Source organism: Planococcus halocryophilus (assembly GCF_022489025.1).
GTDB classification, from domain to species: domain Bacteria; phylum Bacillota; class Bacilli; order Bacillales_A; family Planococcaceae; genus Planococcus; species Planococcus halocryophilus_A.
The window spans coordinates 153,602-179,656 of the sequence record NZ_JAKVTG010000005.1; the positions used below are offsets into that span (position 1 = coordinate 153,602).

At 39.6% G+C, this 26,055-nt stretch carries 25 protein-coding genes; 14 read left to right on the plus strand and 11 right to left on the minus strand.

The features are described 5' to 3' along the window. Nucleotides 1-108: 108 nt before the first annotated feature. Nucleotides 109-1,458, minus strand: coding sequence for a GntP family permease (locus tag MLE13_RS08225; RefSeq protein WP_240749241.1), 1,350 nt, complete (start codon nt 1,456-1,458; stop codon nt 109-111). A 1-nt stretch (nt 1,459) separates the two neighbouring features. Then, a complete protein-coding gene (locus MLE13_RS08230) occupies nt 1,460-2,602 on the minus strand; it encodes a glycerate kinase (RefSeq protein WP_240749242.1) in 1,143 nt (380 codons plus the stop codon). 132 nt (nt 2,603-2,734) lie between these two features. On the opposite strand from MLE13_RS08230, the gene MLE13_RS08235 reads away from it, so the two are divergent. Both MLE13_RS08235 and MLE13_RS08240 read left to right on the plus strand, forming a co-directional pair. Further along, nucleotides 2,735-3,808 carry a CdaR family transcriptional regulator gene (locus MLE13_RS08235; protein ID WP_240749243.1) on the plus strand — a complete coding sequence of 358 codons (1,074 nt, stop codon included), beginning with the start codon at nt 2,735-2,737 and terminating at the stop codon, nt 3,806-3,808. Nucleotides 3,809-3,817: 9 nt separating this feature from the next. Then, a complete protein-coding gene (locus tag MLE13_RS08240) occupies nt 3,818-4,156 on the plus strand; it encodes a DUF7000 family protein (RefSeq protein ID WP_430905207.1) in 339 nt (112 codons plus the stop codon). Between the two features lie 52 nt (nt 4,157-4,208). Here MLE13_RS08240 and nadX read toward each other — a convergent pair whose 3' ends face one another. Beyond that, a complete protein-coding gene (gene nadX / locus MLE13_RS08245) occupies nt 4,209-4,988 on the minus strand; it encodes an aspartate dehydrogenase (RefSeq protein ID WP_240749245.1) in 780 nt (259 codons plus the stop codon). 186 nt (nt 4,989-5,174) lie between these two features. Here nadX and MLE13_RS08250 point away from each other — a divergent pair, with 186 nt between their 5' ends. Then, nucleotides 5,175-5,921 carry an SDR family NAD(P)-dependent oxidoreductase gene (locus tag MLE13_RS08250; RefSeq protein WP_240749246.1) on the plus strand — a complete coding sequence of 249 codons (747 nt, stop codon included), beginning with the start codon at nt 5,175-5,177 and terminating at the stop codon, nt 5,919-5,921. Between the two features lie 89 nt (nt 5,922-6,010). Here the strand turns inward: MLE13_RS08250 and MLE13_RS08255 are convergent, their stop codons facing one another. Beyond that, entirely contained in the window at nt 6,011-7,396 is a 1,386-nt protein-coding gene (locus MLE13_RS08255) for an FAD-binding oxidoreductase (protein ID WP_240749247.1), read from the minus strand. Between the two features lie 165 nt (nt 7,397-7,561). Beyond that, on the minus strand, nt 7,562-7,705 hold the full coding sequence (locus MLE13_RS08260) for a hypothetical protein (RefSeq protein WP_240749248.1): 144 nt from the start codon (nt 7,703-7,705) through the stop codon (nt 7,562-7,564). A gap of 85 nt (nt 7,706-7,790) precedes the next feature. On the opposite strand from MLE13_RS08260, the gene arr reads away from it, so the two are divergent. Both arr and MLE13_RS08270 read left to right on the plus strand, forming a co-directional pair. Then, nucleotides 7,791-8,201 (plus strand): NAD(+)--rifampin ADP-ribosyltransferase, encoded by a 411-nt coding sequence (gene arr / locus MLE13_RS08265; RefSeq protein WP_240749249.1) that lies wholly within the window; start codon nt 7,791-7,793, stop codon nt 8,199-8,201. Nucleotides 8,202-8,265: 64 nt separating this feature from the next. Further along, on the plus strand, nt 8,266-8,700 hold the full coding sequence (locus tag MLE13_RS08270) for an OsmC family protein (protein WP_240749250.1): 435 nt from the start codon (nt 8,266-8,268) through the stop codon (nt 8,698-8,700). 73 nt (nt 8,701-8,773) lie between these two features. Here MLE13_RS08270 and MLE13_RS08275 read toward each other — a convergent pair whose 3' ends face one another. Beyond that, complete coding sequence (locus MLE13_RS08275) at nt 8,774-10,279, minus strand: phytoene desaturase family protein (protein ID WP_240749251.1); 1,506 nt, start codon at nt 10,277-10,279, stop codon at nt 8,774-8,776. Nucleotides 10,280-10,581: 302 nt separating this feature from the next. On the opposite strand from MLE13_RS08275, the gene MLE13_RS08280 reads away from it, so the two are divergent. From MLE13_RS08280 to MLE13_RS08300, 5 genes are all read left to right on the plus strand, one after another. Then, nucleotides 10,582-11,100, plus strand: coding sequence for a sigma-70 family RNA polymerase sigma factor (locus MLE13_RS08280; protein WP_240749252.1), 519 nt, complete (start codon nt 10,582-10,584; stop codon nt 11,098-11,100). Further along, on the plus strand, nt 11,093-12,427 hold the full coding sequence (locus MLE13_RS08285) for a DUF4179 domain-containing protein (protein WP_240749253.1): 1,335 nt from the start codon (nt 11,093-11,095) through the stop codon (nt 12,425-12,427). Before MLE13_RS08280 ends, MLE13_RS08285 begins: the two co-directional genes overlap by 8 nt. Nucleotides 12,428-12,586: 159 nt before the next feature. Further along, the gene (locus MLE13_RS08290) at nt 12,587-13,210 is read left to right on the plus strand and encodes an SDR family oxidoreductase (RefSeq protein ID WP_240749254.1); all 624 of its coding nucleotides are present in this window, start codon (nt 12,587-12,589) and stop codon (nt 13,208-13,210) included. Between the two features lie 22 nt (nt 13,211-13,232). Further along, nucleotides 13,233-14,858 (plus strand): FMN-binding glutamate synthase family protein, encoded by a 1,626-nt coding sequence (locus MLE13_RS08295; protein ID WP_240749255.1) that lies wholly within the window; start codon nt 13,233-13,235, stop codon nt 14,856-14,858. Between the two features lie 277 nt (nt 14,859-15,135). Further along, a complete protein-coding gene (locus MLE13_RS08300; RefSeq protein WP_240749256.1) occupies nt 15,136-15,960 on the plus strand; it encodes an STAS domain-containing protein in 825 nt (274 codons plus the stop codon). A gap of 62 nt (nt 15,961-16,022) precedes the next feature. Here the strand turns inward: MLE13_RS08300 and MLE13_RS08305 are convergent, their stop codons facing one another. The 4 genes from MLE13_RS08305 to MLE13_RS08320 all read right to left on the minus strand — a co-directional run bounded on the left by MLE13_RS08305 (nt 16,023) and on the right by MLE13_RS08320 (nt 20,294). Further along, nucleotides 16,023-16,280, minus strand: a complete 258-nt coding sequence (locus tag MLE13_RS08305) for an SHOCT domain-containing protein (RefSeq protein WP_240749257.1) — start codon at nt 16,278-16,280, stop codon at nt 16,023-16,025. A 145-nt stretch (nt 16,281-16,425) separates the two neighbouring features. Further along, nucleotides 16,426-19,200: a bifunctional diguanylate cyclase/phosphodiesterase gene (locus MLE13_RS08310; RefSeq protein WP_240749258.1), complete on the minus strand. Its 2,775-nt coding sequence runs from the start codon at nt 19,198-19,200 to the stop codon at nt 16,426-16,428. Between the two features lie 585 nt (nt 19,201-19,785). After that, on the minus strand, nt 19,786-20,094 hold the full coding sequence (locus MLE13_RS08315; protein WP_240749259.1) for a hypothetical protein: 309 nt from the start codon (nt 20,092-20,094) through the stop codon (nt 19,786-19,788). Nucleotides 20,095-20,108: 14 nt separating this feature from the next. Further along, a complete protein-coding gene (locus MLE13_RS08320) occupies nt 20,109-20,294 on the minus strand; it encodes an SHOCT domain-containing protein (RefSeq protein ID WP_240749260.1) in 186 nt (61 codons plus the stop codon). Between the two features lie 359 nt (nt 20,295-20,653). Between MLE13_RS08320 and MLE13_RS08325 the strand changes: the two genes are divergently transcribed. Beyond that, the gene (locus MLE13_RS08325; RefSeq protein WP_240749261.1) at nt 20,654-21,109 is read left to right on the plus strand and encodes a universal stress protein; all 456 of its coding nucleotides are present in this window, start codon (nt 20,654-20,656) and stop codon (nt 21,107-21,109) included. A gap of 120 nt (nt 21,110-21,229) precedes the next feature. Here the strand turns inward: MLE13_RS08325 and MLE13_RS08330 are convergent, their stop codons facing one another. Further along, nucleotides 21,230-21,676, minus strand: a complete 447-nt coding sequence (locus MLE13_RS08330) for an SRPBCC family protein (protein ID WP_240749262.1) — start codon at nt 21,674-21,676, stop codon at nt 21,230-21,232. A 198-nt stretch (nt 21,677-21,874) separates the two neighbouring features. On the opposite strand from MLE13_RS08330, the gene MLE13_RS08335 reads away from it, so the two are divergent. The 3 genes from MLE13_RS08335 (at nt 21,875) to MLE13_RS08345 (ending at nt 25,952) form a co-directional block, all read left to right on the plus strand. Further along, nucleotides 21,875-23,710 (plus strand): sensor histidine kinase, encoded by a 1,836-nt coding sequence (locus tag MLE13_RS08335; protein WP_240749263.1) that lies wholly within the window; start codon nt 21,875-21,877, stop codon nt 23,708-23,710. After that, a complete protein-coding gene (locus tag MLE13_RS08340) occupies nt 23,707-24,342 on the plus strand; it encodes a response regulator (RefSeq protein ID WP_240749264.1) in 636 nt (211 codons plus the stop codon). Before MLE13_RS08335 ends, MLE13_RS08340 begins: the two co-directional genes overlap by 4 nt. 155 nt (nt 24,343-24,497) lie before the next feature. Next, nucleotides 24,498-25,952 (plus strand): S8 family serine peptidase, encoded by a 1,455-nt coding sequence (locus MLE13_RS08345; RefSeq protein WP_240749265.1) that lies wholly within the window; start codon nt 24,498-24,500, stop codon nt 25,950-25,952. Nucleotides 25,953-26,055: the final 103 nt, after the last annotated feature.

Sequence of the window (26,055 nt, forward strand, 5' to 3'; positions counted from 1 at the left end):
CTAAAATTTTACTTTTTTTCAAAATTTAATTCGAAACAAAAACACCGCTCTCTGGAATCTAAATCCAGAAAGCGGTGTTTGCATTTCTCTATACGTTTCAAGCTTTGATCAAACAAGAATTGTCCATAAAACCATCGTGAAAACAATTGTCGTCACCCCTTGCAACAACGTTGCCATTGTTTGAGCTTTGTATGCGTCTGTGACTTTCATTCCGCTGAATTGGGTAATGACCCAGAAAAAGCTATCGTTGACATGACTCACTGTCATCGCACCAGCACCGATTGCCATGACGACAAGCGCCAATGGGACAGCGCCTTCAATGCCAAGTGTCGGTAAAAGTGGAGCCATGAGTGTTGATGTGATAACGAGTGCTGCTGTTGAAGAACCTTGAGCGGTTTTTAATGCCGCTGCGATGGCAAATGGTATTAGCAGGAACATCGATCCTCCTGCTAATGCTGTCATATCCATGCCAGCTATCAAATCAGCTACTCCTGAATTAGTAATTACGCGTCCAAATGCGCCACCCGCACCTGTGATCAATAAAATCGGTGCTGCACTTACTATTCCTTCACCAATCCAGCCAGTCAAGGATTCTTCATTCCATTTTGGAAGTAATAAGAATGCTGCCAAAACACCAAACAATAAAGCTACGGTTGGTGAACCTAAAAATCTCACCGTGTTTGTGAGTCCTCCGTCACCGCCAAGAATGCCGGCAGTAGACCCCGCTCCAATTAACAAAAGCGGTAAAGCAATCGGTAAGAACGCTTTAAAAGTTGAAGGCATTTTCCCGAACGATTTGATGACTTCTTCGTAAGTCAAATCGCCTTCTTCTACAGTATCGTCAGGAACAACGATTTTCGAAGCCACTTTCACAGCCCAGATATAACCGACAATTGCTGCAGGAATCGCTACAATTAACCCGATTAAAATAATTGTACCTAGGTAATTTTCAGCTCCGATGTTACCTGCCGCTGCGATTGGGCCTGGTGTTGGTGGCACCAATGTATGCGTTGCATATAGACCAGTCGCAAGTGCTACTGACATCGATGCCATAGAAACTTTCGCTCGTTTTGCTAAAGCTTTTCGTAAACTTGATAAAATAACAAACCCAGAATCACAAAATACCGGAATCGAAACGATGAAGCCGATAATCGTCATTGCCAGTTGCGGCCGTTTCTCACCAATCAAACGCAGAACTACTTCTGCCATCCGATAAGCAGCACCGGACTTCTCTAAAATCACACCAATAATTGTACCGGAGACAATGACAATCCCGATATTGGTCATCAATCCGCCAAAGCCTTCATTGACGCTTAGTACAACGTCAGCTAGCGGCATACCAGATGCGATTCCCATAAAGAAGGCACCAAATAACAACGACAAGAATGGATGAACTTTGAATACGGCCGTTAACAACACGACCAAGACAACACTTAAAGCAATAATGAAAAATAACATCCTAGCACCCCTTTTGTTTTTCTAGATAAGCTTTGACGACTGTTTGTGTTTTTATTTTTAGCTGATTGTAAGCATCAGCAATGGCTCTGTCTTTTGATACTTGCTCACCGACAATTGAATGGATTTCCGTAAAGTAAGGCGAAAGCAAGTTCAAACTTTCCGATTCGACCATTCCGGATATTAATATGACCGGCTTGCCTGCCTCTTTCCCAACTTCAGCAATGCCAAAAGGCGTCTTACCAGACAAGGTTTGGTGATCGCTTTTTCCTTCTCCGGTGACAATCAGATCAACTGTCTCTATCTGAGACTTAAAAGCAATTGCTTCTAGCACAACATCAACACCGCGTTGCATGTCACCTGCGAAAAAAGCTTGCATCGCTCCACCAGCACCTCCTGCAGCACCGGCTCCATTTTTATGATGAAGCGCAATGCCAGTTAACCGCTCAACCACATCTGCAAAATTTTTCAAATTGACATCGAGCTGCTGAACCTCTTCAAGAGAAGCGCCTTTTTGTGGACCAAATACCGCTGAAGCGCCTTGTTCGCCGACCAATGTATTTTCCACATCACAAGCGATTAAAAATGTACTTTCCAAAATCCGGTGATCAAAACTAGAGACATCTAGTTCAGTAAGTCTGCCGAGTGCCCCACCACCGCGCGGCAATTTTTGTCCTACCTGGTCAAAGAACCTCATACCAAGCGCTTCAAGCATACCGGCACCGCCATCATTGGTGGCGCTACCGCCAAGTCCAATAATAAACGTTCGAAAACCAGCATCCAATGCTCGGCTGATCAATTCCCCAGTACCGAATGATGAAGCAGTCAGTGGATCTTGTTCATGCTCTTTCAGCAGTGTTAAACCCGACGCTTCCGCAATTTCAATAACGCAGGTTTTACCATCGCCCAGGATGCCGTAGCTGGCGATAACTTTTCTTCCAATCGGATCTTCAACTTCATGGGGTACTAATTCACCCCCGGTCGCTTCGACCATCGCAATCATGGTTCCTTCGCCCCCATCTGCCGCAGGCAACAACACCATTTCCACTTCTTGGTCTAATTGTTGAATCCCTTCAGCCATAGCCTGTGCAGCTTTCATCGCTGACAAACTGCCTTTAAATGAATCTGGTGCTGCTATGATTTTCAATTGCTAAACCTCCCTGCCACATTAATAAAGCGCTTACACGAAATTATAATGAAAAAGAAACAGATATACATTATACTAACGGTATAGATTTTTCACTAAATATTTAGAATATATATACAAAGAGGAGCATTTATGATTACAAAGCAGCTAGCAGAAGAAATTGTAGCGCAAACCATGATTCGCTTGAATCGTAATTTGAACGTTATGGATATCAATGGCATGATTTTGGCGTCAGGAGAAGCAGAAAGGATTGAAAAAATTCATGAAGCTGCGGCACAAGTGGCGACTACAGGTGAAGCTTTATGGGTAACAGAAGAAGATTTAGCGGCGTGGCATGGGGTTAAGGCGGGTGTCAATATGCCGATCTTTTTCCAAGAAAAACTAGTTGGTGTCATCGGTATCACCGGTAATCCCGAAGAGCTAAAAGAAATTTCAACGCTAGTTCAATTGACAACAGAAATGATGGTCCATCAATCCCTCGTTACTTCTCACATTGAATGGAACCGTAAGCGCAATGAATTGATTTTCGATGAACTGACAAGTGGCAACCCTTTATCAGCTGCTGTTCATGAACGAATTTCGCAAATGGAAATCGACAGTACAACGTCATTTGTTACGCTACTATTTGAATTGAAAAAATCGTCGTCTTCACGCAGAATCATTGAACAGCTCGAAAGCCACTTTAAAGACCAAACTGTGGTAACAGGCCATTCGCAACTCCATGAAATTTTTCTTTTAGTTAAAAGTGATGAGTCCGCCAAACTAGAGAAGAAATTGTCTAGCTTACTCTATATCCTGCAACAAACCGGTTCTATTCGAATTGGTGTAGGTGTCGCCGTCGATAGTATTTTTGACGTCCGCAATTCATACCTAGCCGCTCGAAACGCTTTGGATTTCGGTAAACCCGATCAGCCTTTGATTTACTTTAAAGATGTAGAATTGATGGCGCTACTAAAACGCAATCCCACAGCGGAACTCAACAAGTTTACCAACAGAATATTAGCCGGACTCAACGATTCCTTATGTCAAACATTGATAATGTACTTTAAATGCAATAAAAACAGTGCTGAAACTGCATCTTGCTTGAACATTCATCGCCATACTTTAAGCTACCGTTTAAAGAAAATCCACGACGTGACAGGGTTGAATCCGTCTGACTTCCAGGATGCTGTCGTAATACACTTAGCATTAACTTTACGCGATTGAATCTGCACCCTGTATCAAGGGCAGATGGATGTAACCTTTTTCGCAGTGTCCTCTAAACTAAAAAAAGACCAGGGCTTGAAGATTATGATTATGTATATTCATGAAAAGACCAGTTTCGAAATTTGGCTAGTTGGTAGAAATCAAGATATTCAAAATGAATACCGACAGTTATTTAAAGAAAATGATGCAAATAAAAACACGCTATCCCCTACCGCAGATGGGGTTCGTTCAATTATAGAAATCAGTCTGGATGAACACCCTGATTTTCACCAACCAAAAGGGTTAACGAAACAAATAGATGAGCGTGTAACACGCTTTATCAAAGATATCGAGAAACTTGTAGGTTAGTCGCTAACTTGTCGGATTTCAGTTATGCAGCCATACAAAAGAACCAGCCAGCTTAGTTCCCAATTCGGAGCGCATTTTCTTTATTTTGCAGCACACTTAAAATACTCAAGGCCGCAAGAAGACTCGTTTTCGGATTACTCGGCATCGGGTTGTTTTCAACTTTTAGTTCCATCCGGCCAAAATCCCCTTCTGCTTCGATGGTGTGAGAATTTTGTGTAACGGCCGGATCGACAATAACCCGTACATTGGTTTGTTCAACACCGATTCCGGCAATCGCTAGGACTAACGCCACGTTGACGTTCTTTGGAAACTTTTCAACTGCTTGATACGCAGAACCTTCAAATACCACTTTTTCTTCTTCTGATTCTATTCCAAGAGATGCTGGAGACTTCCGTGTCGTAATCTGAACTTGTTTTAAGCCACCAGCCGCTTTAGCCGATTGTAAAATGTCTAATCCACCAATCGCACCTGAAGGCAAGAATACGGTCGTGCCTAAAGAAGTTGCTAACTCGATGACTCTATCTAAAAATGCAGTTTCTTTAAATACGCCGATGCTGCTAACAACGAGGTCTTTCTTATGAGCGACCACATCCTCCACGTAAAGACTAGCCGCTTCAATCGTTGATGCTTCTACAACAATATCGAGTGGTGTATTTAAAAACTCTTGGATATCTGTATAAAAATCAACGCAAAACTGCTTGCTCAAACGCGGTCCTACTTCTTTGTTGCGCCCGAACACAGCAATTACTTTACCGTCGGCTAAATGATTAACGTTTATTTGTTCCAATAAATACGCAGCGATATTCCCTGTTCCAATGATTCCGATATTCATAATAATCCTCCTCACGTAACTCGATGATTTAGACTTTGTTTCTTAAATTGTAAGCTATTCAGTGATACTTATACAGCTCTTCAATATTACACGAGACAAATGAATTTCGAGGTTTCCTGATTAATTCTATTTATTTAGGGAAACTAAGAACTATAGAAACAAATTTTATTTGAGGAGGAAGAAAAATTGAGTAAAACAGCAATTATTACAGGTGGCGGCAGCGGTCTTGGCCAAACTACAGCTTTTTATTTAGCAGAAGAAGGTGTCAACGTCTCCGTTGTCGACATTAGTGAAGAAGGCGGTAATGAAACCGTCGAAAAACTAAAAGAAAAAGGCGTCGATGCCATTTTCATTAAAGCAGATGTCTCAAAAGTTGAAGACGTCAAAAACTATGTAGACAAAACACTTGAGCATTTCGGCTCAATTGATTATTTCTTCAATAATGCAGGGATTTCCGGTAGCGGAAAAAAATTCTTAGAAACAGATATTAAAGAAATCGAACAAATTGTCGGTATTAACTTACTTGGTGCTTTATACGGTTTACGTTATGTCGGAGAAGCGATGTTGAAAAATGGCGGAGGCTCAATTGTAAATACAGCTTCGAGCGCAGGCGTCATTGGGCAAGCTTCTGTTGTGACGTATGGTGCTACGAAACACGGTATCGTTGGAATGACGAAAAGTCTTGTGGCAGAGTATGCTAAAGATGGTCTTCGTGTCAATGCGATTGCACCTGGTCCGATTCAAACGCCAATGGTTAAAAAGTTCTTTGAAGACAATCCAGATATGAAAGAAAGTGCTGAAGCTGGGATTCCACAAAAACGCTTAGGACAACCAGAAGATGTAGCAGAACTTGTTACGTTCTTACTGACAAAAGCAGATTACATCAACGGTGAAACGGTTCGCATCGATGGTGGATTCACAAATACAAAATAAAATGATTTCTAAAGGTAGCTAGGGAATCCCTAGCTACCTTTTTTACCTCATACAAAAAGCCGCCCAACATATGGACGGCTAATCACTATTTACTCTACTTTGATATTTTTACCAGGATTCAATAGATTGGCAGGATCTAAAGCGACTTTAATTTTTTCCATGACATCAAAAGCACCGCCGTGTTCTTGACGCTGATATTTTTGCTTACCAATGCCCACACCATGCTCCCCTGTACACGTACCGCCTCTTTCAAGTGCGTACAACACAATACGTTCGTTGAACTCCTGTGATTTTTCTACTTCTTCTTGATTGTTCATATCGATCATAATGAGTGCATGGTAATTGCCATCGCCAACATGTCCCAGAACTCCGCCAGGCAATCCTAATTCTAATAGGTTTTCACGGGCATGTTCTACTGCTCCAGCCAGTTCTGAAATTGGCAAACAAACATCCGTTACCATCATTTTTTTACCGGGATGCGCATGGATATACGCATAAGCTAACGTATGACGTGCTTCCCACAGACGATTCCGTGCTGCTGTATCCGTTTCAAATTCTACTTCTGTGCAGCCATGCCCTTGAACAATTTCTTGCGTAAACTCAACGTCTTGTTGCAACCCGGCTTCGTTGCCGTGAAACTCTAAAAATAGAGTTGGCTTTTCAAGATAAGCCGTATCGTTATATTTATTAACTTGTCTCATCGATTCCTCATCCAATAGTTCGACACGTGCAATCGGAATGCCCGCTTGCAAAATAGATACAACCGCTTCTACCGCATCTTTCACGGTTTCAAACGATGCACGTGCCGCTGTGATAAATTCAGGAATACCGTAAACGCGCAGCGTCATTTCAGTAAAGCATCCGAGCGTTCCTTCAGAACCCACAAACAAGCCGTTTAAATGAAGACCCGATGAAGATTTTGCAGCCTTGCTACCGGTATGAATGACGTTCCCATCAGCCAATACCACTTCTAAATCACGTACTTGGTCGCGCATAACGCCGTATCTTACTGTCGTCGTGCCGCTCGCATTTGTCGCAACCATCCCACCGAGTGTAGCATCTGCTCCAGGATCCACTGTGAAAAACAACCCATACTTTTTTAACTCTTTATTCAGTTGCGTGCGCGTGACTCCAGGCTGTACTCTCACTAAAAAATCTTCTTCATAAACGTCTAATACTTTATTCATCAAGGAGAAATCAATCGTCATTCCACCATTTTGTGGGATGACATGGCCTTCTAAACTTGAACCCAGACCAAACGGAATAACCGGAATTTGATGTTGTGCAGATACTTTCATAATCGCTGAAACTTGTTCTGTTGTTTCAGGAAAAACTACGATATCAGGTAACTTCATCTGATGATACGACTCGTCTTGGCCGTGTAGTTCTTTAATCGTTTCGTTAACGCTGATTTGTTCAACGGTTAAATGCTCTTTCAAACTTTCTAAAATTGTTGCTTGATTTACTACTGCCATATGGATTCGCTCCCTTTTTTGCGTTTCATTGTAAAATTGGTCCGACCAATTAACCCAATTATACATAATAATCAGAATTGCGTAGCTCTACTTGTTGAATAAAACGACAAAGACCATCTTCGAAATCGATTGATTTCATCAAATGGTCTTTGTTAATATCATATGTTAGAAGTACAGATAGCTAATCCAATTGAATAACCCAGCAAGGCCGTACATGACGATTGACACGACGATTACTCCAGCTACAAAGTAACCAAAAAGTTTTAATAAATCGAAAATCGCACCCATTAAATCATCCATGAAGCTCATCGATTTGCCCCTTTCTGAATCTTCTTTTATTCATTATACTACTACATAAGTTGATTAAAAAATACTATTTTGGAGGTAACTGGTAATGAAAGAAAAACAAGAGGTTTTAGACAAAGGTCCTTTTTTTCATGGAACTAAAGCAGTACTGCAGATTGGTGATTTATTAGAACCTCAAAATCAATCAAATTTTCAAGACAAAAAATCCAATCATATTTATTTTACCGCTTCCTTAGACGCGGCCAAATGGGGAGCAGAACTGGCGACAGCACACTCTAAAGAACGTATTTACATTGTTGAACCTTTAGGTGAATTCGAAGATGATCCAAACTTAACCAATAAACGATTTCCCGGTAACCCAACACGGTCGTACAGATCGACTTCTCCATTAAAAGTTGTTGCTGAGTTGGGCTCTTGGCAACGACATACTGAGGAAGAAATTAACTACATGCTTACCTCTTTAAAAGCTTTGCACGCACAAGGAAAAAACGTCATTTAGATTAATCCTAAAAAAGATTTAGACAACTTGTGGTAAACTGACAAAAAACATGGGGGGCGATGAGATGGAGACAGATCAATTAACGATTACCACCAAGTGGCAAGGCGACTTTGTTTTCTCAGCTGTTGGACAAGGAGGCCATTCGCTGACAATGGATGCTCATCAAGGTGTTGGAAATGATCAAGGTTTATTGCCAATGCAGGCTTTGCTCGGATCACTTGCAGGTTGTGTCGGAATGGATGTCATCATGATTTTGCGTTCTCAAATGAAAAACATCCGTTCCTTAGAAATCGTCACTGAAGGACTCAAACGACAAGATCCACCAAAAGAATTTTTGTCACTTTTAGTTACATTTTTCGTTGCAGGTGAAATTGCTAAAGAAAAAGTGCTGCATGCTATCGAAGTCAGTGGCGAAAAGTATTGTCCTGTTGCTCATTCGCTCAAAGCTGAAGTTAATTACCGTCTCATATTAAATGAAAAAGAAGTCGTCGCTGACTAGCGAGGGCTTCTTTTCATGAAATTTGCATAAAAAAAGATTGCTAACGCTCGCTCCGTTAGCAATCTCAAACTATTCATTTCCTCTCCGCTTGATCACGTTTCACAATCTTATCACTCACTTGTTGCCCACTCAATGTCACCATTGGCATACCGCCACCTGGATTCACTGTGCCCCCGACAAAGTACAGATTGTCGTATAGTTCGCTTTGCTTTTTATGCTTAAAGCCACCATTTTTCTTCTTATCGGAAACCGTGCCATATATCGCACCGCGGTCTGAACCGTAAACGCGTTCGATGTCATGTGGCGTCCAAACATCCCGTGTAACAATATTGTCTCGAAGGCCATGCATGCCCATGCGTTCTAGTTTTTCGAGAACAATTTCTTCAAACTTCAAATAATCTTCTGGTGTAAATGGATTGTCTTGGATATAAGGAATGTGCGGCAAAATCTTAATGTTTTCGTACCCTTCTGGTGCTTGTGTCGGATCGGTTTTATTGACGTTGACTAAGTAAATGGTTGGATCATCTGGCAACTCGTGTTTTTCGAACACTTTTTCCATTTGTTCATGCAAATTTTCCGAGAAGAAAAAGTTATGATGATTTAAAAATGAATAGGTTTTCTTGACACCCAGATGCAGTACAAGACCAGAGCTTGCAGGTTCGTATTTTTTCTTTAAATCTGCAACAAAGGTTTCGTCTGCGGCCACCATTTTTTTATAAAACGGAATTACTTCCATATTTGATACATAATAATCGGCCTTTTTAAATGAACCATCTTCTAGTTCAATGCCAACGATTTTGTCGTCTTCGCTTGTTAACGCACGGATGACACCCATACCCGTGTGGAGGTTAACTCCGATTTCTTCTGCTAGTTTTGTTAAGCCTTCCGCTAGTTTATGCGTCCCACCTTTTACATACCAACAGCCTTGCGCGTGCTGCATGTAAATCATCATATTCAATACGGCAGGCGCACTATAAGGAGAAGAACCGACATACTTTACATAATAAGAAAGCATATCACGTAAATGAGGATTACTAATGCGCTTAGAAATGGCGCTATACATGGTGGACGTCAAGTCAAAGCCAGTTAATGTCGCCAAAATACCGTTTTGTGCAACTGCCTCAGCTGGTGACTCAAAGCCTTCTTTTAAATAACTATGTTCAGTCGTTTTGTAAATTTTCTGCGCGTATTTTAATAACGCATAATACTCTTTCATGTCTTTGCGAGAAAGAGCAGGATTTTCCCGCTCCATCAAATCAAGATCATGATACAAATCGAGGACCGTTCCATCGGGGAAGAATGAGCGCCACTCGCGGTTCAGTCGCTGAATTTGCACATAATCCTCCATTCGTTTGCCGCTCCCTTGGAACAACTTATCGAAAATATGCGGCATTGTTAAAATAGACGGACCGAGATCAAACCCGAACCCATCTTGTTCTAGACGATTTACTTTGCCCCCAATATGATCATTTTTTTCATACAAAGAAACCTCGTAACCTTGTTGCGCAAGAGAAATCGCTGCGGACAAGCCGCCAAGTCCTCCTCCAATTACGATTACGGATTTTTGTGAATTACTCATATATGTACCGCCCTTCTTCTCCTAATTGTTTTATCTTTAATACCTATAATTGTTCCGGTAAAATTTATGCGGAGATTGAGACGTCAACTTACTAACTCCATTACTTACTAGATTCTTCAAAACATCGACATACTCCTTTTATTTCCCTATCTACTGATTATAAAAACTTACTTTATATAGTATTTGTATCATTTTTATAAAGGCTTAATTCTGGAAAATAATATTAATAATAAAAACTTTATTTTCCCTGAACTTTTTCCGCTTTGCTATGTCTAATATATAACTAGAGAGAGGTGTTTACTGTGGACGAAACAACTATCGCCCAAAAAGCGATAAAAGGCGATGAAGAAGCATTTATCGATTTACTGCATATACATAAAGAATCGTTACTTCGAACGGCTTTTGCTTTTCTTAAAAACGAACACGATGTACTCGAAGCTTTACAAGAAACGACTTATCGAGCTTTCAAGAAAATCCATACATTAAAAGAACCTAGTTACGCAAAAACTTGGCTGATTCGCATTATGATTAACTACTGCCAAGATCAACTAAAAAAAGACAAACGACTTGTCCGGAGCGGAAACGAGATCGATTCTTCTGTTTCCGATAATTTAACACAAATTGAATTACAGGAAGCTTTGAGTGCGTTATCGCCCAATGACCAAAAATTAATTCATATGAAATATTTTCAAGATATCAAAATTAAAGAGATAGCAGCTATCGAAAAAATTCCTGAAGGTACGGTAAAATCACGCCTGCATAAAACCTTGCGAATGCTCCGCAAATATTTTGAAGACAAAGGAGAGATTGACCATGTATGAAAAAGAAGAACAGAAATTATATGATTTCAAAAATCATTTAAAACAGGTCCCTCTTCCTATGACTCAAGCTGACAACGCAATTATGCAAGGACTTGAACGAGCCAAGCGAGAAAAAATGCAAACCCGTGCGAAACGGAAACAAACACTATGGAGTATGGCCGCAGTTGCACTGTTAATTCTTACACTGGTCACGACCATTCGAGTGTCTCCTACTTTCGCAAGCGCCGTAGCATCCATTCCAGGAATGGACAAGTTCGTAGAGTTAATTCAAAACGACAAAGGACTTACTGCTATATTTAAAAATGACTACTACCAACCAATTGGCGAAACTCAAACGATTGGACATACTACCCTGACAATTGATGGAGTCATTTTAGACGAATCCGGAATGAATATCTTCTACACAATAGAATCACCTATAGAAATAAATAATATTTCCATTGAAAATCTCGTTTTACTAAATCAACACGAACTCGATTCAACAAGCGTTTCGTATAGTTCTCCATTGCCAGAAGAAGAGTCTCCTAAAATCTATACAGATATTATTAAATATACGTTTGAAGAACCGAAGAACTTTGAAGATTTATCATTCACACTTGAATTGAAAACTACTTTAAACGATAACCAGTTCGACTTTTCCGTGCCGTTTATAATTCCTGAAAATACGAAGCCAAGCATCACTTATGAAATGGAGAAAGAAGTTGAAGTAGATGGCCAAAAAATTTTCATTGAACAGGTCACGATTCACCCCCTTCGTGTTGGTGTGAAAATTTCATTTGATCCAACTAATACTAAAAAAATCCTACAATTTGAAGACATGCGACTTGAAGACGAAAATGGGGAAATCTGGAGTTCAGCCACAAATGGAATTTCATCTTCTAATCTTACTGAAGATGGAGAAGTCATATATTATTTGCAAAGTAATTATTTCGAAAAGCCGAAACAATTGTATTTGCGAATAGATAAAATCCAAGCGGTTGATCAAGAAGATTCTTATTTCATAGTCGATACCGATCAACACATATTGCTCCATAGTCCAAAAGACGGCAGACTAGCGCTAACTGATTCGAACCGTTCGGGATTTAAAATGACTTTAAAAATGGATCTTGCTGAAGAACTTCCCTATGGAATTGACCGGCAAATTACAGATGCCAATGGCGAACTCATTGATACACGTTATTCAGGAATATCTGACGTATATGAAGGAAAAAAATTCATGGATATTGGCATTGAAGACAACGGGTATATAAATCCTTTGAAAGTTGATTTGTTCGCTTATCCGAATTACCTCAAAGGCACCGTAAAGATCGAAATCCCAACAAAATAGCAGCATGTACATGACAGGGACTAATGTGGGTCCCTGTCTTTTGTTACCTTTAAGACTTTTGTTCTCTAGCCAAAAAAACTGTTCTTTCCTATTAAATGGTTTCATCCCTTAAGCAGAAGGGAAAAGTTGAATACAGCAACATACACAGGGAGGGATTGGATGAAAGTATTCGTATTTGGTGGCGGCGGAGATGTTGGTGAGTATTTGTTACGGAAGCTCGCTGCTGAAAACCATGAAGCCATCACGATTGCAGAAACGGAAAACCGAGCAGAAGAACTCAAAATGATTGGTGCTTCCCGCGTATATGTCTCGAACGATTATGATTTTATAGAAGCAGTTTCAGGATGCGAAGCAATAATTTATGTAGCCGGTGCCAATCCGAGAGCGGGAGAAAACAGAAATGTGCTTGTCGATAAAGAAGCGGTTGCTCGTGCGATGGAAGAAGCACGCAAACAAGGTATTGAACGGGTAGTTTACTTGAGCCCCGCTCGTGTAGACGAATCCGCAAAATCCCAAGAAACAGGTGACAAGAAAATGCCTGAAGAACTTATCAAGCAGGATGTCTTTACTTATACCATCGTCTATTCGAGCCGTGGGGTTCACAAACCAGGAAAAGGCATGATTGATGTCATTACTTCTCCAAGCAAAAAGGTTATGGAAATTCCTTATGAAGATGTCGCTGCTGTACTAGTTGAATCCCTTACCAACAAAGCTACATACAATAAAACACTGAAAGTGGCATCTGGAAATACCTCAATCGAAAATGCATTAAAAAACATATAATAAACTAAAAAAGGTGGATTTTATGGGAAAAATAACGAAATACTTACCATCGGCATTAGTGGGATCGACAATCGCGGCTCCACTTGCTTACATTGCGTATATTTATCAAAAAGATAATCATCAAAAGCAGCATGCCGTTCTTCGCAATTTTCCGTTACTCGGACGGGTTCGTTATATGGCTGAACATGTCGGGCCGGAGCTACGCCAATATTTATTTTCTGGTGACAATGAAGGTCTACCTTTCTCACGTATGCAATACCAGGATATCGTCAAAGCCGGCAAATACAATGAACGTTTAATTGGATTTGGATCTAGTCGCAATTTTGCAGAAGACGGGTTCTATATCCGCAATTCACTATTCCCAAAATTGCGGACAGAATTGAAAGTCGACAACAGTCAAAAAGTAACGACTTATCAATATGTCATTGACAACGAAGGCTTAATGTCTCGAAAAGAGCATCGCGAAGAAGTTCTTACTGACCCGTATTATTTGCGCGATGAAGATGCAGTTGTGCTCGGTGAGGGCTATTGCAGACAACCGTTCCGCATAAAAGGACAAGTAGGCATGTCCGCCATGAGCTACGGCGCATTAGGTGAAAATGCCATCACAGCATTATCAAAAGGACTCGGCATTGCAGGTGGTACATGGATGAATACCGGGGAAGGTGGAATTTCAGATCATCACTTAGCTGGTGACACAGATTTGATCATGCAAATTGGTCCCGGTCTTTTTGGTGTTCGGACACCAGGCGGCGAGTTTTCGTGGGAAGCGTTCAAAGAAAAAGCTGATATGGAAAAAGTAAAAGCTTTTGAAGTGAAACTCGCACAAGGTGCGAAAACACGGGGTGGCCATTTAGAAGGACAAAAAGTAACCGAAGAAATTGCGCGTATTCGGTTGATTGAACCGGGTAAAACTGTAAACAGTCCAAACCGCTTCACGGAATACGATTCATTTGAAAAGCTTTTTGGCTTTATTGAAGAAATGCGTGAAATTGGTGGCAAACCGGTTGGCATGAAAATTGTTGTCGGGGATGTTGAAGGACTTGAGGAAATGGTACAAATCATGAAAGACAGTGGCAAGGGTCCTGACTTTATCACCATTGACGGCGGTGAAGGCGGAACTGGCGCGACCTATCAAGAACTTGCTGATTCAGTCGGGTTGCCCATCTTGACTGCCCTGCCAATTGTCGATGAATTACTTCGTCAATATGGTGTGCGTGACCGTGTGAAGTTGATTGCTTCCGGTAAACTCATCACACCGGATAAAATAGCTATTGCCCTTTCAATGGGGGCAGACCTTGTGAATATTGCGCGAGGCTTTATGATTAGTGTTGGCTGCATCATGGCGGGAGTTTGTCATACAAATACTTGTCCTGTTGGAGTCGCAACAACTGATCCTGACTTACAAGACGGTTTAGTAGTTGGCGAGAAAATGTACCGTGTTGCCAATTACGTTATGTCGCTCCGGGCGGGGTTATTTAACGTGGCAGCGGCTGCAGGTGTCGAATCTCCGACCATGCTCGAACGAAAACATTTAACACATAAAGATATTCAAGGACGTATTTCTTCGGTTGGCAGTATGCTTCACAAAATCGAACAAGAAGAACGGGAAGAAAAAGACGTGGAAGATTTACCGGTAAAAAACTAATTCCCATTAAAAGCAGTGAGACGACTCAATATGCCTCACTGCTTTTTGAATGCTCTAGCTGTGTAATTGTTTCAAGTGAATAGTTCATCGATCGCTCTACTAGCGGTTAAATTTAGCTATTTTTTCTTGAATAAAAATGTTTTTAATTATACACCTATGGGTATAATTAAAATTGTTCCTCGTCCTTATAAGACTGCAGTAAAGGAATTTCGTTAATACTATACTAAACACAAAATTAAAGTGATCAAAAAGATTTATGGAAAAAGGAGAAAAGCTAATGACTGAGGCATTGCAAAGTTCAGAAGAGATCAAAACGTACTTTCTGCAAAATCAAATAGCATTTGAAGAAAAATTATTAGAGGAAGCCGTCACAGTAAAAGACAAGATCAATGAAATTTTAACTGTCGGCAATATTGATCTTGTAACCAATGCTCATAAAGTTGTCAGGTACATTATCGATGGACAGGAAGAGGATCTTAAATTATTTGCAAAACACGAAGGAATTGCATGGGCTACGCATTCGATCGAGCTATCATTCAAATTAGAATGGATTCAAGCGATTCGTCGTACGCTTTGGACGTTCCTTCAACAATACGACCAAGCTGTACCTAGTGAAGTAGCATTCGACTTTTTTGCTATGGAAAAAGACATTAATACACGAGTTGATACCTTCTTAAATACGTTCTTTATCAGCTATTCGACGTACAAAGACTCGCTGATTTTGGCCCATCGACAACTTGTGGAAAACTTGTCTGTTCCGATTATTCCTATTAGTACATCGGTCTCTATTTTGCCATTAATCGGTTCTGTTGATTCGTTCCGAGCAGGAATTATCGAAGAAAAAGTTTTGACCGAAGTTAGTGTCTCTCGCATTCAAACATTGATCTTAGACTTGTCTGGAATCGTAGAAATGGAGCCTGAAGTCATTCACCACATCATGAAAATTATCGATGGTTCTTCCATGATGGGTTGCCAATCGATCATCACTGGGCTACGTGCAGAAGTCGTTCGAAAAATGGTAGCACTAGGGTTATTGTTTGATCCGAAGACCAAAACACTTGGAACATTGCAGCAAGCATTGAAAGAATACTTGATTGTATAAACCCTATAATAGAGAAAAACCGCCATTTGGAGTTAGTTATCCAGATTGCGGTTTTTCATTTTTTATAAAAGTTTTTTCTTAATTTCTTCAAATTCTTCAGTTGTGATTTCCCCTTTCGCTAGCCTGCTTTTAGCTATTTCCATTGCATCTGCACTTGAATCTTTCCGTGAACTAGGAAAATTATTGTTCGTGTTATTATTATTGTTGTTTTTCATAAAGAAGTATAGTGCAAAGCCGATGATTGCTACTATTAGAATTATCACCCAAAGTCCTCCTCCCATTCCCATGCCCCAGCCGATTCCCCAATCTGGTCCCATCATTGCTTTCAACCTCCCTTATTTAATTGTCTCTTATCATACTTAATGTACACCTTTAACATGCAGATTGTGTGAAGTTTGGCTCCGTTGCGACATAAAAAACCGCGAGTTGGATTTATCCAACTCGCGGTTCCTGATTTATAATCGCTTATATTTTTGGTGTCAGTATATCGATATAGTTTTCCAATGCTTCGGCAGGCAATGGTTTACTGTAATAATATCCTTGGATGTTAAAGCAATTTTTAGCCATTAGAAAGTCTAGTTGTTCTGCTGTTTCTACGCCTTCCGCAATAACATTCAAGTTGAGGTTTTGAGCCAGCGTGATAATGGTACTTGTAATAGCGGCATTGTCTTTATCCGTCAAAATATCAAACATGAACGATCTGTCTATCTTTAACGTATCAATCGGGAAGTTTTTCAAATACCCTAACGACGAATACCCTGTTCCAAAATCATCCAATGCTATTTTAATACCTAATGCTTTTATTTCTCTCATTTTCTCCAAAGTTACATGTGTATTTTTGAAAATTTGATTTTCAGTCAGTTCAATATTCAAAAATTCTGGAGCGATTCCTGTTTCCACTAAAATACTTTCAATCATTGGGATCAAGTCGTCTTCTTCAAACTGCCTTCCAGATAAATTCACGGAAACTGACATATCCGAATTTCCTTGCACGTGTAGTTTTTTCAACTGTTTACATGCGTTTAAAAGAACCCATTTGCCAATCGGCACGATTAAACCTGTCTCTTCTGCAACCGGGATAAATTCAATTGGTGAGACCATACCTCTTGTCGGATGATTCCACCTAAGCAATGCTTCTGCTCCAATAATGCGATTGGTTTTACTGTCTACTTGTGGCTGATAATGAAGGCTCAGTTCATCGTTCTCAAGTGCTTTGTATAAAGCATTTTCCAAGTAAATGCTTTCCATGCTCCAGTCACTCATTTCACTTTTGAAGAAATGATGGTACGTACCGGATTTTTCTTTCGATTTGTACATCGCGGCGTCTGCATTTTTGATCAATACTTCAGCCGTATTGCCGTGCTCTGGGAACACACTAATCCCGATACTTGTTTTGATGTACACTTCATTTCCTTTTAAGGAGAATGGTTCTGTAAATGACGCAATTAAATTATCTACAAGATTTAATACTTCTTGATTGTTGTCATAGCCTGGCAAGACGATTGTAAATTCATCGCCTCCTTGACGCGAGACAAATGCATCTGCCGGTACACTCCGTCTTATGCGATTTGCAACGTTCTTCAATAACATATCTCCATAACTATGCCCGAAGCTATCGTTTATAATTTTAAAGCGATCAAGATCCAAGTATAGTACCGCCACTTTTTGTCCTGATACTTTTGCTTTTTCTGTTTTTTGTTTTAAATAATCCTCTAACAAAATTCGGTTTGGCAAGTCTGTTAAGTGATCATAATAAGCTAAATGACTGATTTCCTTTTCCAGTTGCTTTCTCTTTGTAATGTCTCTGAACGTAACAACTTCACCGATGACCTGTTTGTTTTCTTTTATTGAAGAAACGACGTATTCTACAGAGAAATTATCGCCACTCTTTTTCAGAAACTTTAAGTCTTCTTCTAAAGAAACCGAAGTGATGATTAAGTCTTGGTTTTCAGGCAAAATATTTTTGTAAGATTGTCCGATTAATTCACCATTTTTGTAACCCAATATCGATTCTGCCGCTCGGTTACAAAATGTGATCTTATTATCCAAATCAAAACCAAAAATGCCTTCATCTACTGAATTCAAAATCAGTTCTTTTTCACGACTAAGACTCTCTAACTCTGTTACTACTGTTTTCAGTTCATCGTTTTTCAAAACAACTTCTGACGTTCTTTGTTCGATAATCATTTCTTGCTTTTCCATATATAGCAAGTTTGATAGTGTCGAAGCAGTAGCCTCTGTAATAGATTGAGCAAGTTCAATATCTGAATCACACAAAGTCTCATTGTTTTCCTCAAAACTGACAAGAACGAGTGCTCCTAATACTTCACCCATTGATACAAAAGGAAGCATGAGCATGCCTGTAATTCCAAATTCTTTACAAACCTCTTGATTGACTCTGTCGTCTTTTGTGACGTCCCGAATACAAATGGGCTTTTTAGCAGTGACCACTGCGCCGAACACGCGATCATTCGACAGATCAAACTGCAGCTCCTCGTGCTTTTCTAACCATTCTTCTTCAGCCCATTCACTTTTCGCACTCATATTGGTCGGTTTGATTTTTTCACCTGCGATAGGGTCTAATAAATGAACAGCAATGTTATCGTTTTTCAGCACGGTACCGACATAATGGAAACATTTTTCCATTAATTCAGACATAGATGCAGTCATAGACAAATCGCGCGTCAAATCTAACAGCAATTGCTTTTCAGCCAGAATACTTTCTTTTCGTTGAAGGTTCTTTACATTTCGAATCGCTACGCCCGCCATGTTGACATAGGCTTCTACTGTTTGTATTTCATCTGCAGTCAAATCCATCGGAATCCCGTAGTCAAATAGGAAAACAAGTCCGAACAATTCCCCTTCATATGAAATTGGAAGAGCTAGCAGCGATTTGATGCCAAACCCCGCCACCGCTCTTGGGTCGGGACGATTGTCTTTAGACGTGTCTGCTATATAAATCGTTTGTTGAGTTTCGATTACTTCTTTTGCTAATAAATCATACTCTGTATCCACCACATGCATATCAAGCGTCATGCCATTAATAACGGCTGGTTTCCCCACATATCCCCGGAAATTCCCGTCTTCTTGCGGCAAGTAAATTCCGACAGAGTCACATCGTACGACTTCTTCGGATATGGCCGTAATGACATGTTCTAGCAATGGGCGCAATTCAAAGTTTGTGTTGATCAATTTCGTTATATGGGCCAACCGGGAATACCTGGTTTGTTCAATTTCCATTAACAAAGCCTCCATTCATTGACCTATCGATTTATTAGCTTAAAAAAGATGAAAATTTGATCATCGATTCTCTAACAAAACAGTTAGGTATATTAATTTTTATTATCGTTAGTCTATTTTCTCCTATAAAAGAAATGGATAAATGGTTATTCATGTATATTATTTCACAACTTTATTTTATCATTAATATCGGTATAAACCCTTTAAAAGTTAATAAAAAATTGATATATTCTTACCTGTTTCCTGTAGCTACTTAAATCCTAACTTGCTCTGTATTGAGAAAACACAAAAAAATCGCTCCAGCAATAGCTTGAGCGAATTCTTTATGAGACATACACTAGTTTCTACGATGTCTTGCCCTGAATTTTTTATACATTATTATTGGCTAACTCGAACGATGTAATGAAAATTATCGATGTTCCAACAGAAGTTATCCATAAAATGATTCACCTAGACTTGTCATTTGACCCACTTGGTATTTTATTGCAAACACTTAAATCATATTTAGTTATGTGATTACCACAAATTTTTACAAATAAAAAAACGCGATTTGGATTTATGCACCCAAATCGCGTTTTTTGATAATCAGTTTCCCATCATCTCTTTAAAGTTCTTGCTATGAGATGAACCACCAGTACCATGCATTTTTTTGTAAAGTACCCGTAATTGGCTGTTGTTTAAATCTGGATGCATTTTCTTCATGAAGGGTTTCATCTGGCCGAAATTCATGTGGCCAGTACCCATCATTTCATGCATCTGTTCCATAGTCATGCCTTCATGCTGCATAGCGGTTTCTACATTACCTTTTGCAGATGCTGATGTCATGTACAGACCATTTCCGCCTCCTACAATCAAGACTGCTGCTAATACGCCACTAATTATCGTCTTTTTCATTACGCTCTCTCCTTTTATAAAATCCTTTTTTTAATTTCTTCAAATTCTGCATTAGTTATTTCGCCTCTAGCTAGTCTTTTTTTTGCTATTTCCATTGCATCTGTGCCGGAGTCTTTCTGCGAACTATTAAAACCGTTGTTGTTGTTCTTCATAAAGTAGTAAATGGCGAAGCCGATAAGTACAACTAACCCTGCTATCAACTAACTCCCTCCTCCCATTCCCCAACCCATACCCCACCCTGGTCCCATCATTTCTTTCTACCTCCATTCTGTTGAGCTCTTGTATATTTCTGCACTTTAAATGTACTCTCTGTACATGCAGAATGTGTGGAGTGATGTTGAATTTCCAAAAACCATCATGAACCTTCATATAAAAGATCTCCACATGTTTTCCAATTTAAGCCGACTTCTATAGCCCACAACTTAGAAACGCAGCCTTAAGTTGTCGTTTAATTGAATAGCCTATGATAGTAATTAGAATATTCAGATTAAAAAGAGGATTTAAGATAGTTTTGAAGAATTATAGTAACGACGCGAAAAAAACCTTAGGAGGAATTCGTATGACCTTAAAATACAAACGTATTTTGGTGGCTATTGATGGTTCACAGGAAGCAGAATGGGCATTTAAAAAATCTATTGAAATTGCTAAAAGAAATGAGGCTGCACTGAATCTAATCTATGTAGTGGATACGCGTTCCTATTCGGCCATGACAAAGAGCGTGCCAGACCCGGAGGACCGGATTTTTGATCACGGAAAAGAACTTTTAAACAACTATAAAAAAGATGCCTTAGCAGCGGGAATCGCTAGTATACATGTCTATGTTGTCCCTGGCTCTCCTGACAAGGTCATATCGCGCGACTATGCAAAACGCTTGGATATTGACCTAATAGTGTGTGGAGCCCAAGGACTAAATGCAATTGAGCAATATATCTTGGGCAGTGTGTCTCAACATATTGTAAGCAGTAGTCCTTGCGATGTTTTAGTTGTACGTCGAGAGCAAAAAACAGAAGAGTAAAAGAGATGTTAAAAAAGGCCAGTTGACTTGTCTTACAAGTCAACTGGCCTTCACTATTTTTCATGTTCTATTTTAAATTTAGCATAGCGGAAATCTAGTTTTATCACCCATTTTTCCAAACTATTCACTTTCACTAATGTCTTTTAAGTTTTGCAATGTTTGTTCTATAGAATTGGCCATCAACTTCTTAATATAAAGTGTATTCACTAATTTTTCAATAATGTTGCCGTTTAGATTATAGTCCATTTCAAAATGGAGTTCGGTGCCACCTTCTTTCGGATAATAACGCCATGTTTGCCTCGCATCAAGTGCTCCTGTAACAAGGCAACGCCAAACATAGCTATCTCCTACAGCCGCATTTTCTTCCACGAGGACATGAACTGCTAACCCTCTTCCGAAAAAGAAATACTTTAAATCCATACTCGTTCCTTTTGCGCCTGACCCAAGAAGGTTTTCTGCTTCAGATAACCCTGCATACCATTGATACCAATAATTCGGATTTGTTGCGAATTGATAGACTTCTCCTATCCCCCGATCAATATAAATGGACTTTTTTAAATTCCACATTTCGCGTCCTCCTTCCATATAAAATCGTTAATTGACGGGCGATAATTCGAACGTACTTTACTTTCTTTCTAATATAACATGTTCTCTATTATAATAGACTGACTTTTCTGATAAATTAAGATTATTTTACTAGCTTTCGTTTCTAAGCTCTATAATGTTAGAATAATAAAAAAATACAAAAAGGCTGGTGAGTTCTGATTGAAAAAGATAACTGCTAAGCATCATAGTGCTCAACTCTTCATGATGGTCATTTCGTTAATAGGCTGGTCTCTTGTAGGTTATGCATTGTTTCATTTGCCAGCTATTGAAAAACCGTTTGAATTATTAATGCTTCTTAGTTTTATCTTCATTTGCGAACATTATCCGATGCCATTTCGAAAAGGAAACTCTTCTCTAACCTTTCCAATCGTCTTTTTAACCTATCTCATTTATGGCATCGAAATGACGATTGTTCTTTATTTTTTAGGAGTACTTCTAACCACTTGGATTTATCGTAGACCGCTGCGCATCATTTTCTTCAATCCCGCTCAACTGGTTCTTAGTTTTATGGGCGCACATTGGTTTCAAAGCATGTTTATGCCTTTGTTTAGCGGTCCTGACATATCGATGAATTACATTTCTTTGTTTGTCTTTATTGCTCTTTTCTATATTATTAACAACCTGATTATTGATATCGTTTTGCTTCTTCGTCCTGAAAAATATACGGTTGCAATTTGGGCAGAAAAAGGCAGAGGCGAACTTTTCAGTTTTGGCATTTCCTTAGTCTATGGTTTTCTTCTTTATTACTTAGGAGGCCAAAATCGAGGCGAAGTGGATATTTTTTCTTACTTCTTCTTCTTGTCTCCTTTGATCTTTTTGGCAATTATCAGTTCAACCATTTTGAGGCTGCGTGCAGACAAGCAACGCTTGAAAGCCTTGTTTCATTTTTCATCCGAATTAAACAAATCTATCCCGACAAAAGAATGGGATAAAGACATAAAGCTTTTGTTGAGTGATGTGGTATTTTACGAAGAAAGCTTTTTGTTTACAAAAGATGATCAAGACAATTGGCATTTGACCTTCTCAGAAGGTAGCCGTGAAGATGTAAACGAAACACTCCAGAGTGAAGACTTTTCAAAATTAGAACAAATTCGGTCTACACAAGTTTTTAACAAACAAGATCTTGATCAAGCGCCGCTATCTCGATGCTTTGATAAAAACATGCAAGTTGCGGTATATGCTCCTTTGATTTTAGATAACGAGTTGATCGGCTGTCTTATCTTAACGAAGATCCGCACCAATAGTTTTGTGGTCGAAGACGTTCACTCGATTTCGACTATTTCAAACCAATTGGCAATTTTTTTGAAAACTCAATTGCTTTTTAGTGAAAAAGAACAGCGTATTTTGCTTGAAGAACGCAATCGGATTGCACATGATATTCACGACGGCATTGCACAAACCTTGGCTGGTGCCGTTATGAAATTTGACAGTGCGGCTCGTAAAATCCCTTCTCACCCACAAGAAGCTCAACAAATGATCAACGATAGCAATAACACGTTACGCGAAGGCTTGAAAGAAATCCGTGATTCGATTTATGCATTGCGTCCTCATCCGACTGAAAATCTCAGTTTGGATTTGGCCATTCAAAAAAAGATTGCTGAAATTAAGAAAAATCACAATAACGGCCTTCAAATTTCCTTTGATAAACGCGGTGTTCAAACACGCTTGAGTTTATTAACGGAAAAAGTCATTTACTCGATTACGCAAGAAAGCATACAAAACTGTATTAAACATGCGCAAGCAAGCTCGTTAAATATTTTATTGAGCTATCAAAAAGAACAAATTTTTCTAAAGATTAAAGATGATGGTGTTGGATTTTCATTGTATGAAGCAATGACGATGGCCATGAAAGAACCCCATTATGGAATTTTGCAAATGAACGAAGATGCCGCTAAAGTGGGTGCCACACTTCAAATTGAAAGCAGCGAAACAAAAGGCACAGAAATCATCGTACGAATACCGAAGATGGGGTTTGAAGGGGGATTATTAGAATGATTCAAGTATTATTGGTTGATGATCACGCAATTTTACGCGATGGGTTAAAAACATTAATCGCGCAAGAAGAAGATATGGAAGTGATTGGTGAAGCAACGGGCAGTACGCAATTGATCGACATGCTGCCAAGCGTTTCGCCAGATATTATTATGATGGATATTAACATGCCACAAATGAATGGCATTGAACTGACTCGCTGGGTTAAAAGCAATTATCCTTCGATTAAAGTAATCGTCTTGACGATGTACAATAACGATGAATATTTCATGGCTGCCATTCGAGAAGGTGCCGATGGTTACTTGCTAAAAGACTCTCCTTCTAAAGATGTGATTGATGCCATTCGGACAGTCGCTGGCGGTGAATCGGTGATTCCACCAGGCATGACCAAGAAATTATTATCTATGCATAAACAAGAAAACAACCAAGAAGACAAAACCTTAACACCTCGTGAAATGGAAGTATTACTCGTTTTAGTTGAAGGACTATCAAATAAAGATATCGCGACTCGGCTGTATATTAGCGATAAAACGGTAAAAATCCACGTCAGCAATATATTCAAGAAGTTTGACGTGAAAAGCCGCTCGCAAGCGATTATCTTTGCCGTCCAAAACAATTTAGTGCCGTTAAGATAACAATTTTTTAAAAGGCGTATACCTCTACTACTTAAGTAGTAGAGGTATACGCCTTTTTATGTAGGAAGAAATACGTCTCGCGATGAATGGCGTTAACCCGCAATAAATGAAATCATTATAAGAAGAAAAATTCTGAAAATACTAGGAGGATAACCATGAAGAGATTATTGATCGTTATCAGCGCACTTTGTTTAGCACTTGGTCTTGCATTCAATCCTTTTTCATTAAACCAAACTTCAGCTAATACAGAAGGAGTTATCATCGACCAAAAACTGCAAAACTTATTACAAAATCGATTAACACCGATCGAAGTAATCATTACATTCAAAAACAGCGACAGCAATCTTCAAGTACTTGAAAGCTTAGGCATTTCAAATGCGCAACTGTTTCAAAGCTTACCAATGGCAGGAGCATCTGTAACACCGGCTCAAGTAACGAAATTAGCCGAGTCAGCAGATATTCTTTCTATTTATTACAACGCACCGCTTCAATATGAAAACGAAACTTCTACTTCTGTAACTGGCGTTGACCAAGTTCGTGAAGATCCAGAATTCCGAGCTGCTAATGGCGGAATGCCGATTACTGGTAAAAACATCGGCGTTGTCATCAATGACAGCGGTGTTGACGGCACGCATAAAGATCATCAGCTTGGTAAAAACCTTGTACAAAATGTTATGGCGAATATTAACTTAAATAGCACAGTCGGTTTAGTACCGGTTGCATACCTTGAAAATATTCCGAATACAGATTCTACTTCTGGACATGGAACACACGTTACCGGTATTGTTGGCGGAACTGGTGCAATGTCTGGTGGTAAGTACGAAGGCGTTGCACCTGGTGCAAACTTAATCGGATACGGTTCAGGCGCTGGAATTGCAATCATGGACACAATCGGAGGATTTGACTACGCCCTAACGCATCAAACAGAATATAATATTCGCGTCATCACTAACTCATGGGGTGACACGAGCGACTCAAATACAGATTTCGACCCGAATCACCCAATCAATATTGCAACTAAAAAATTATACGATCGCGGCATTACAACTGTTTTCTCTGCAGGAAATGCTGGTTCTGGAGCATCAACCATTTCTGGTAACTATAAAAAAGCACCTTGGGTTGTGACAGTAGCTGCTGGAGATTCTTCTAAAAATCTAGCTAGCTTCTCATCACGTGGCGTTAAAGATAAAGGTGGCACTGTCGTTATTGACGGCGAAACGTTTACTTGGGGAGATCGCCCGACAATCACTGCTCCAGGCGTTGATATCGTTTCAACGCGCGTTTTCACACCACTATCAGCGTTAAGTGCTGATAAAGATGCAACAGGAATTTCACCGGCACATTTGCCGTATTACACAACATTCAGCGGAACATCGATGGCTGCTCCACATGCAGCAGGCATCATTGCATTAATGCTCGAAGTAGATCCTACTCTATCCCCTGCTGAAATTAAAGAATTGATGCAACAAACAGCTACAACAATGCCAGGATATGAAACATGGGAAGTTGGCGCAGGTTACGTAAACGCGTATGCAGCAATCCAAGCGATTAAAGCAGAGGATCTTGCTCCAGCAACTCTTGTTCCAACGAAAAAAAAAAGTAAAAAATAAAAAATAAGTTTTGACCGCCCCCTATTTATATAGGGGGTATTTTTTTGCCCTTCTACGCCATTGGTAGTAATTTGCCTAGGACCTTCGGGAACGGAAAATACAA

Excerpts from the sequence above, each read along its gene's own strand:
- MLE13_RS08275 (WP_240749251.1), bottom strand. The coding sequence starts at position 10,279 with ATGAGTAATTCACAAAAATCCGTAATCGTAATTGGAGGAGGACTTGGC.
- MLE13_RS08255 (WP_240749247.1), bottom strand. The coding sequence starts at position 7,396 with ATGGCAGTAGTAAATCAAGCAACAATTTTAGAAAGTTTGAAAGAGCAT.
- MLE13_RS08345 (WP_240749265.1), top strand. The coding sequence starts at position 24,498 with ATGAAGAGATTATTGATCGTTATCAGCGCACTTTGTTTAGCACTTGGT.
- MLE13_RS08225 (WP_240749241.1), bottom strand. The coding sequence starts at position 1,458 with ATGTTATTTTTCATTATTGCTTTAAGTGTTGTCTTGGTCGTGTTGTTA.
- MLE13_RS08260 (WP_240749248.1), bottom strand. The coding sequence starts at position 7,705 with ATGAGCTTCATGGATGATTTAATGGGTGCGATTTTCGATTTATTAAAA.
- MLE13_RS08300 (WP_240749256.1), top strand. The coding sequence starts at position 15,136 with ATGACTGAGGCATTGCAAAGTTCAGAAGAGATCAAAACGTACTTTCTG.
- nadX (WP_240749245.1), bottom strand. The coding sequence starts at position 4,988 with ATGAATATCGGAATCATTGGAACAGGGAATATCGCTGCGTATTTATTG.
- arr (WP_240749249.1), top strand. The coding sequence starts at position 7,791 with ATGAAAGAAAAACAAGAGGTTTTAGACAAAGGTCCTTTTTTTCATGGA.
- MLE13_RS08270 (WP_240749250.1), top strand. The coding sequence starts at position 8,266 with ATGGAGACAGATCAATTAACGATTACCACCAAGTGGCAAGGCGACTTT.
- MLE13_RS08315 (WP_240749259.1), bottom strand. The coding sequence starts at position 20,094 with ATGAAAAAGACGATAATTAGTGGCGTATTAGCAGCAGTCTTGATTGTA.
- MLE13_RS08295 (WP_240749255.1), top strand. The coding sequence starts at position 13,233 with ATGGGAAAAATAACGAAATACTTACCATCGGCATTAGTGGGATCGACA.
- MLE13_RS08305 (WP_240749257.1), bottom strand. The coding sequence starts at position 16,280 with ATGATGGGACCAGATTGGGGAATCGGCTGGGGCATGGGAATGGGAGGA.
- MLE13_RS08310 (WP_240749258.1), bottom strand. The coding sequence starts at position 19,200 with ATGGAAATTGAACAAACCAGGTATTCCCGGTTGGCCCATATAACGAAA.
- MLE13_RS08235 (WP_240749243.1), top strand. The coding sequence starts at position 2,735 with ATGATTACAAAGCAGCTAGCAGAAGAAATTGTAGCGCAAACCATGATT.
- MLE13_RS08330 (WP_240749262.1), bottom strand. The coding sequence starts at position 21,676 with ATGTGGAATTTAAAAAAGTCCATTTATATTGATCGGGGGATAGGAGAA.
- MLE13_RS08290 (WP_240749254.1), top strand. The coding sequence starts at position 12,587 with ATGAAAGTATTCGTATTTGGTGGCGGCGGAGATGTTGGTGAGTATTTG.
- MLE13_RS08285 (WP_240749253.1), top strand. The coding sequence starts at position 11,093 with ATGTATGAAAAAGAAGAACAGAAATTATATGATTTCAAAAATCATTTA.
- MLE13_RS08325 (WP_240749261.1), top strand. The coding sequence starts at position 20,654 with ATGACCTTAAAATACAAACGTATTTTGGTGGCTATTGATGGTTCACAG.
- MLE13_RS08340 (WP_240749264.1), top strand. The coding sequence starts at position 23,707 with ATGATTCAAGTATTATTGGTTGATGATCACGCAATTTTACGCGATGGG.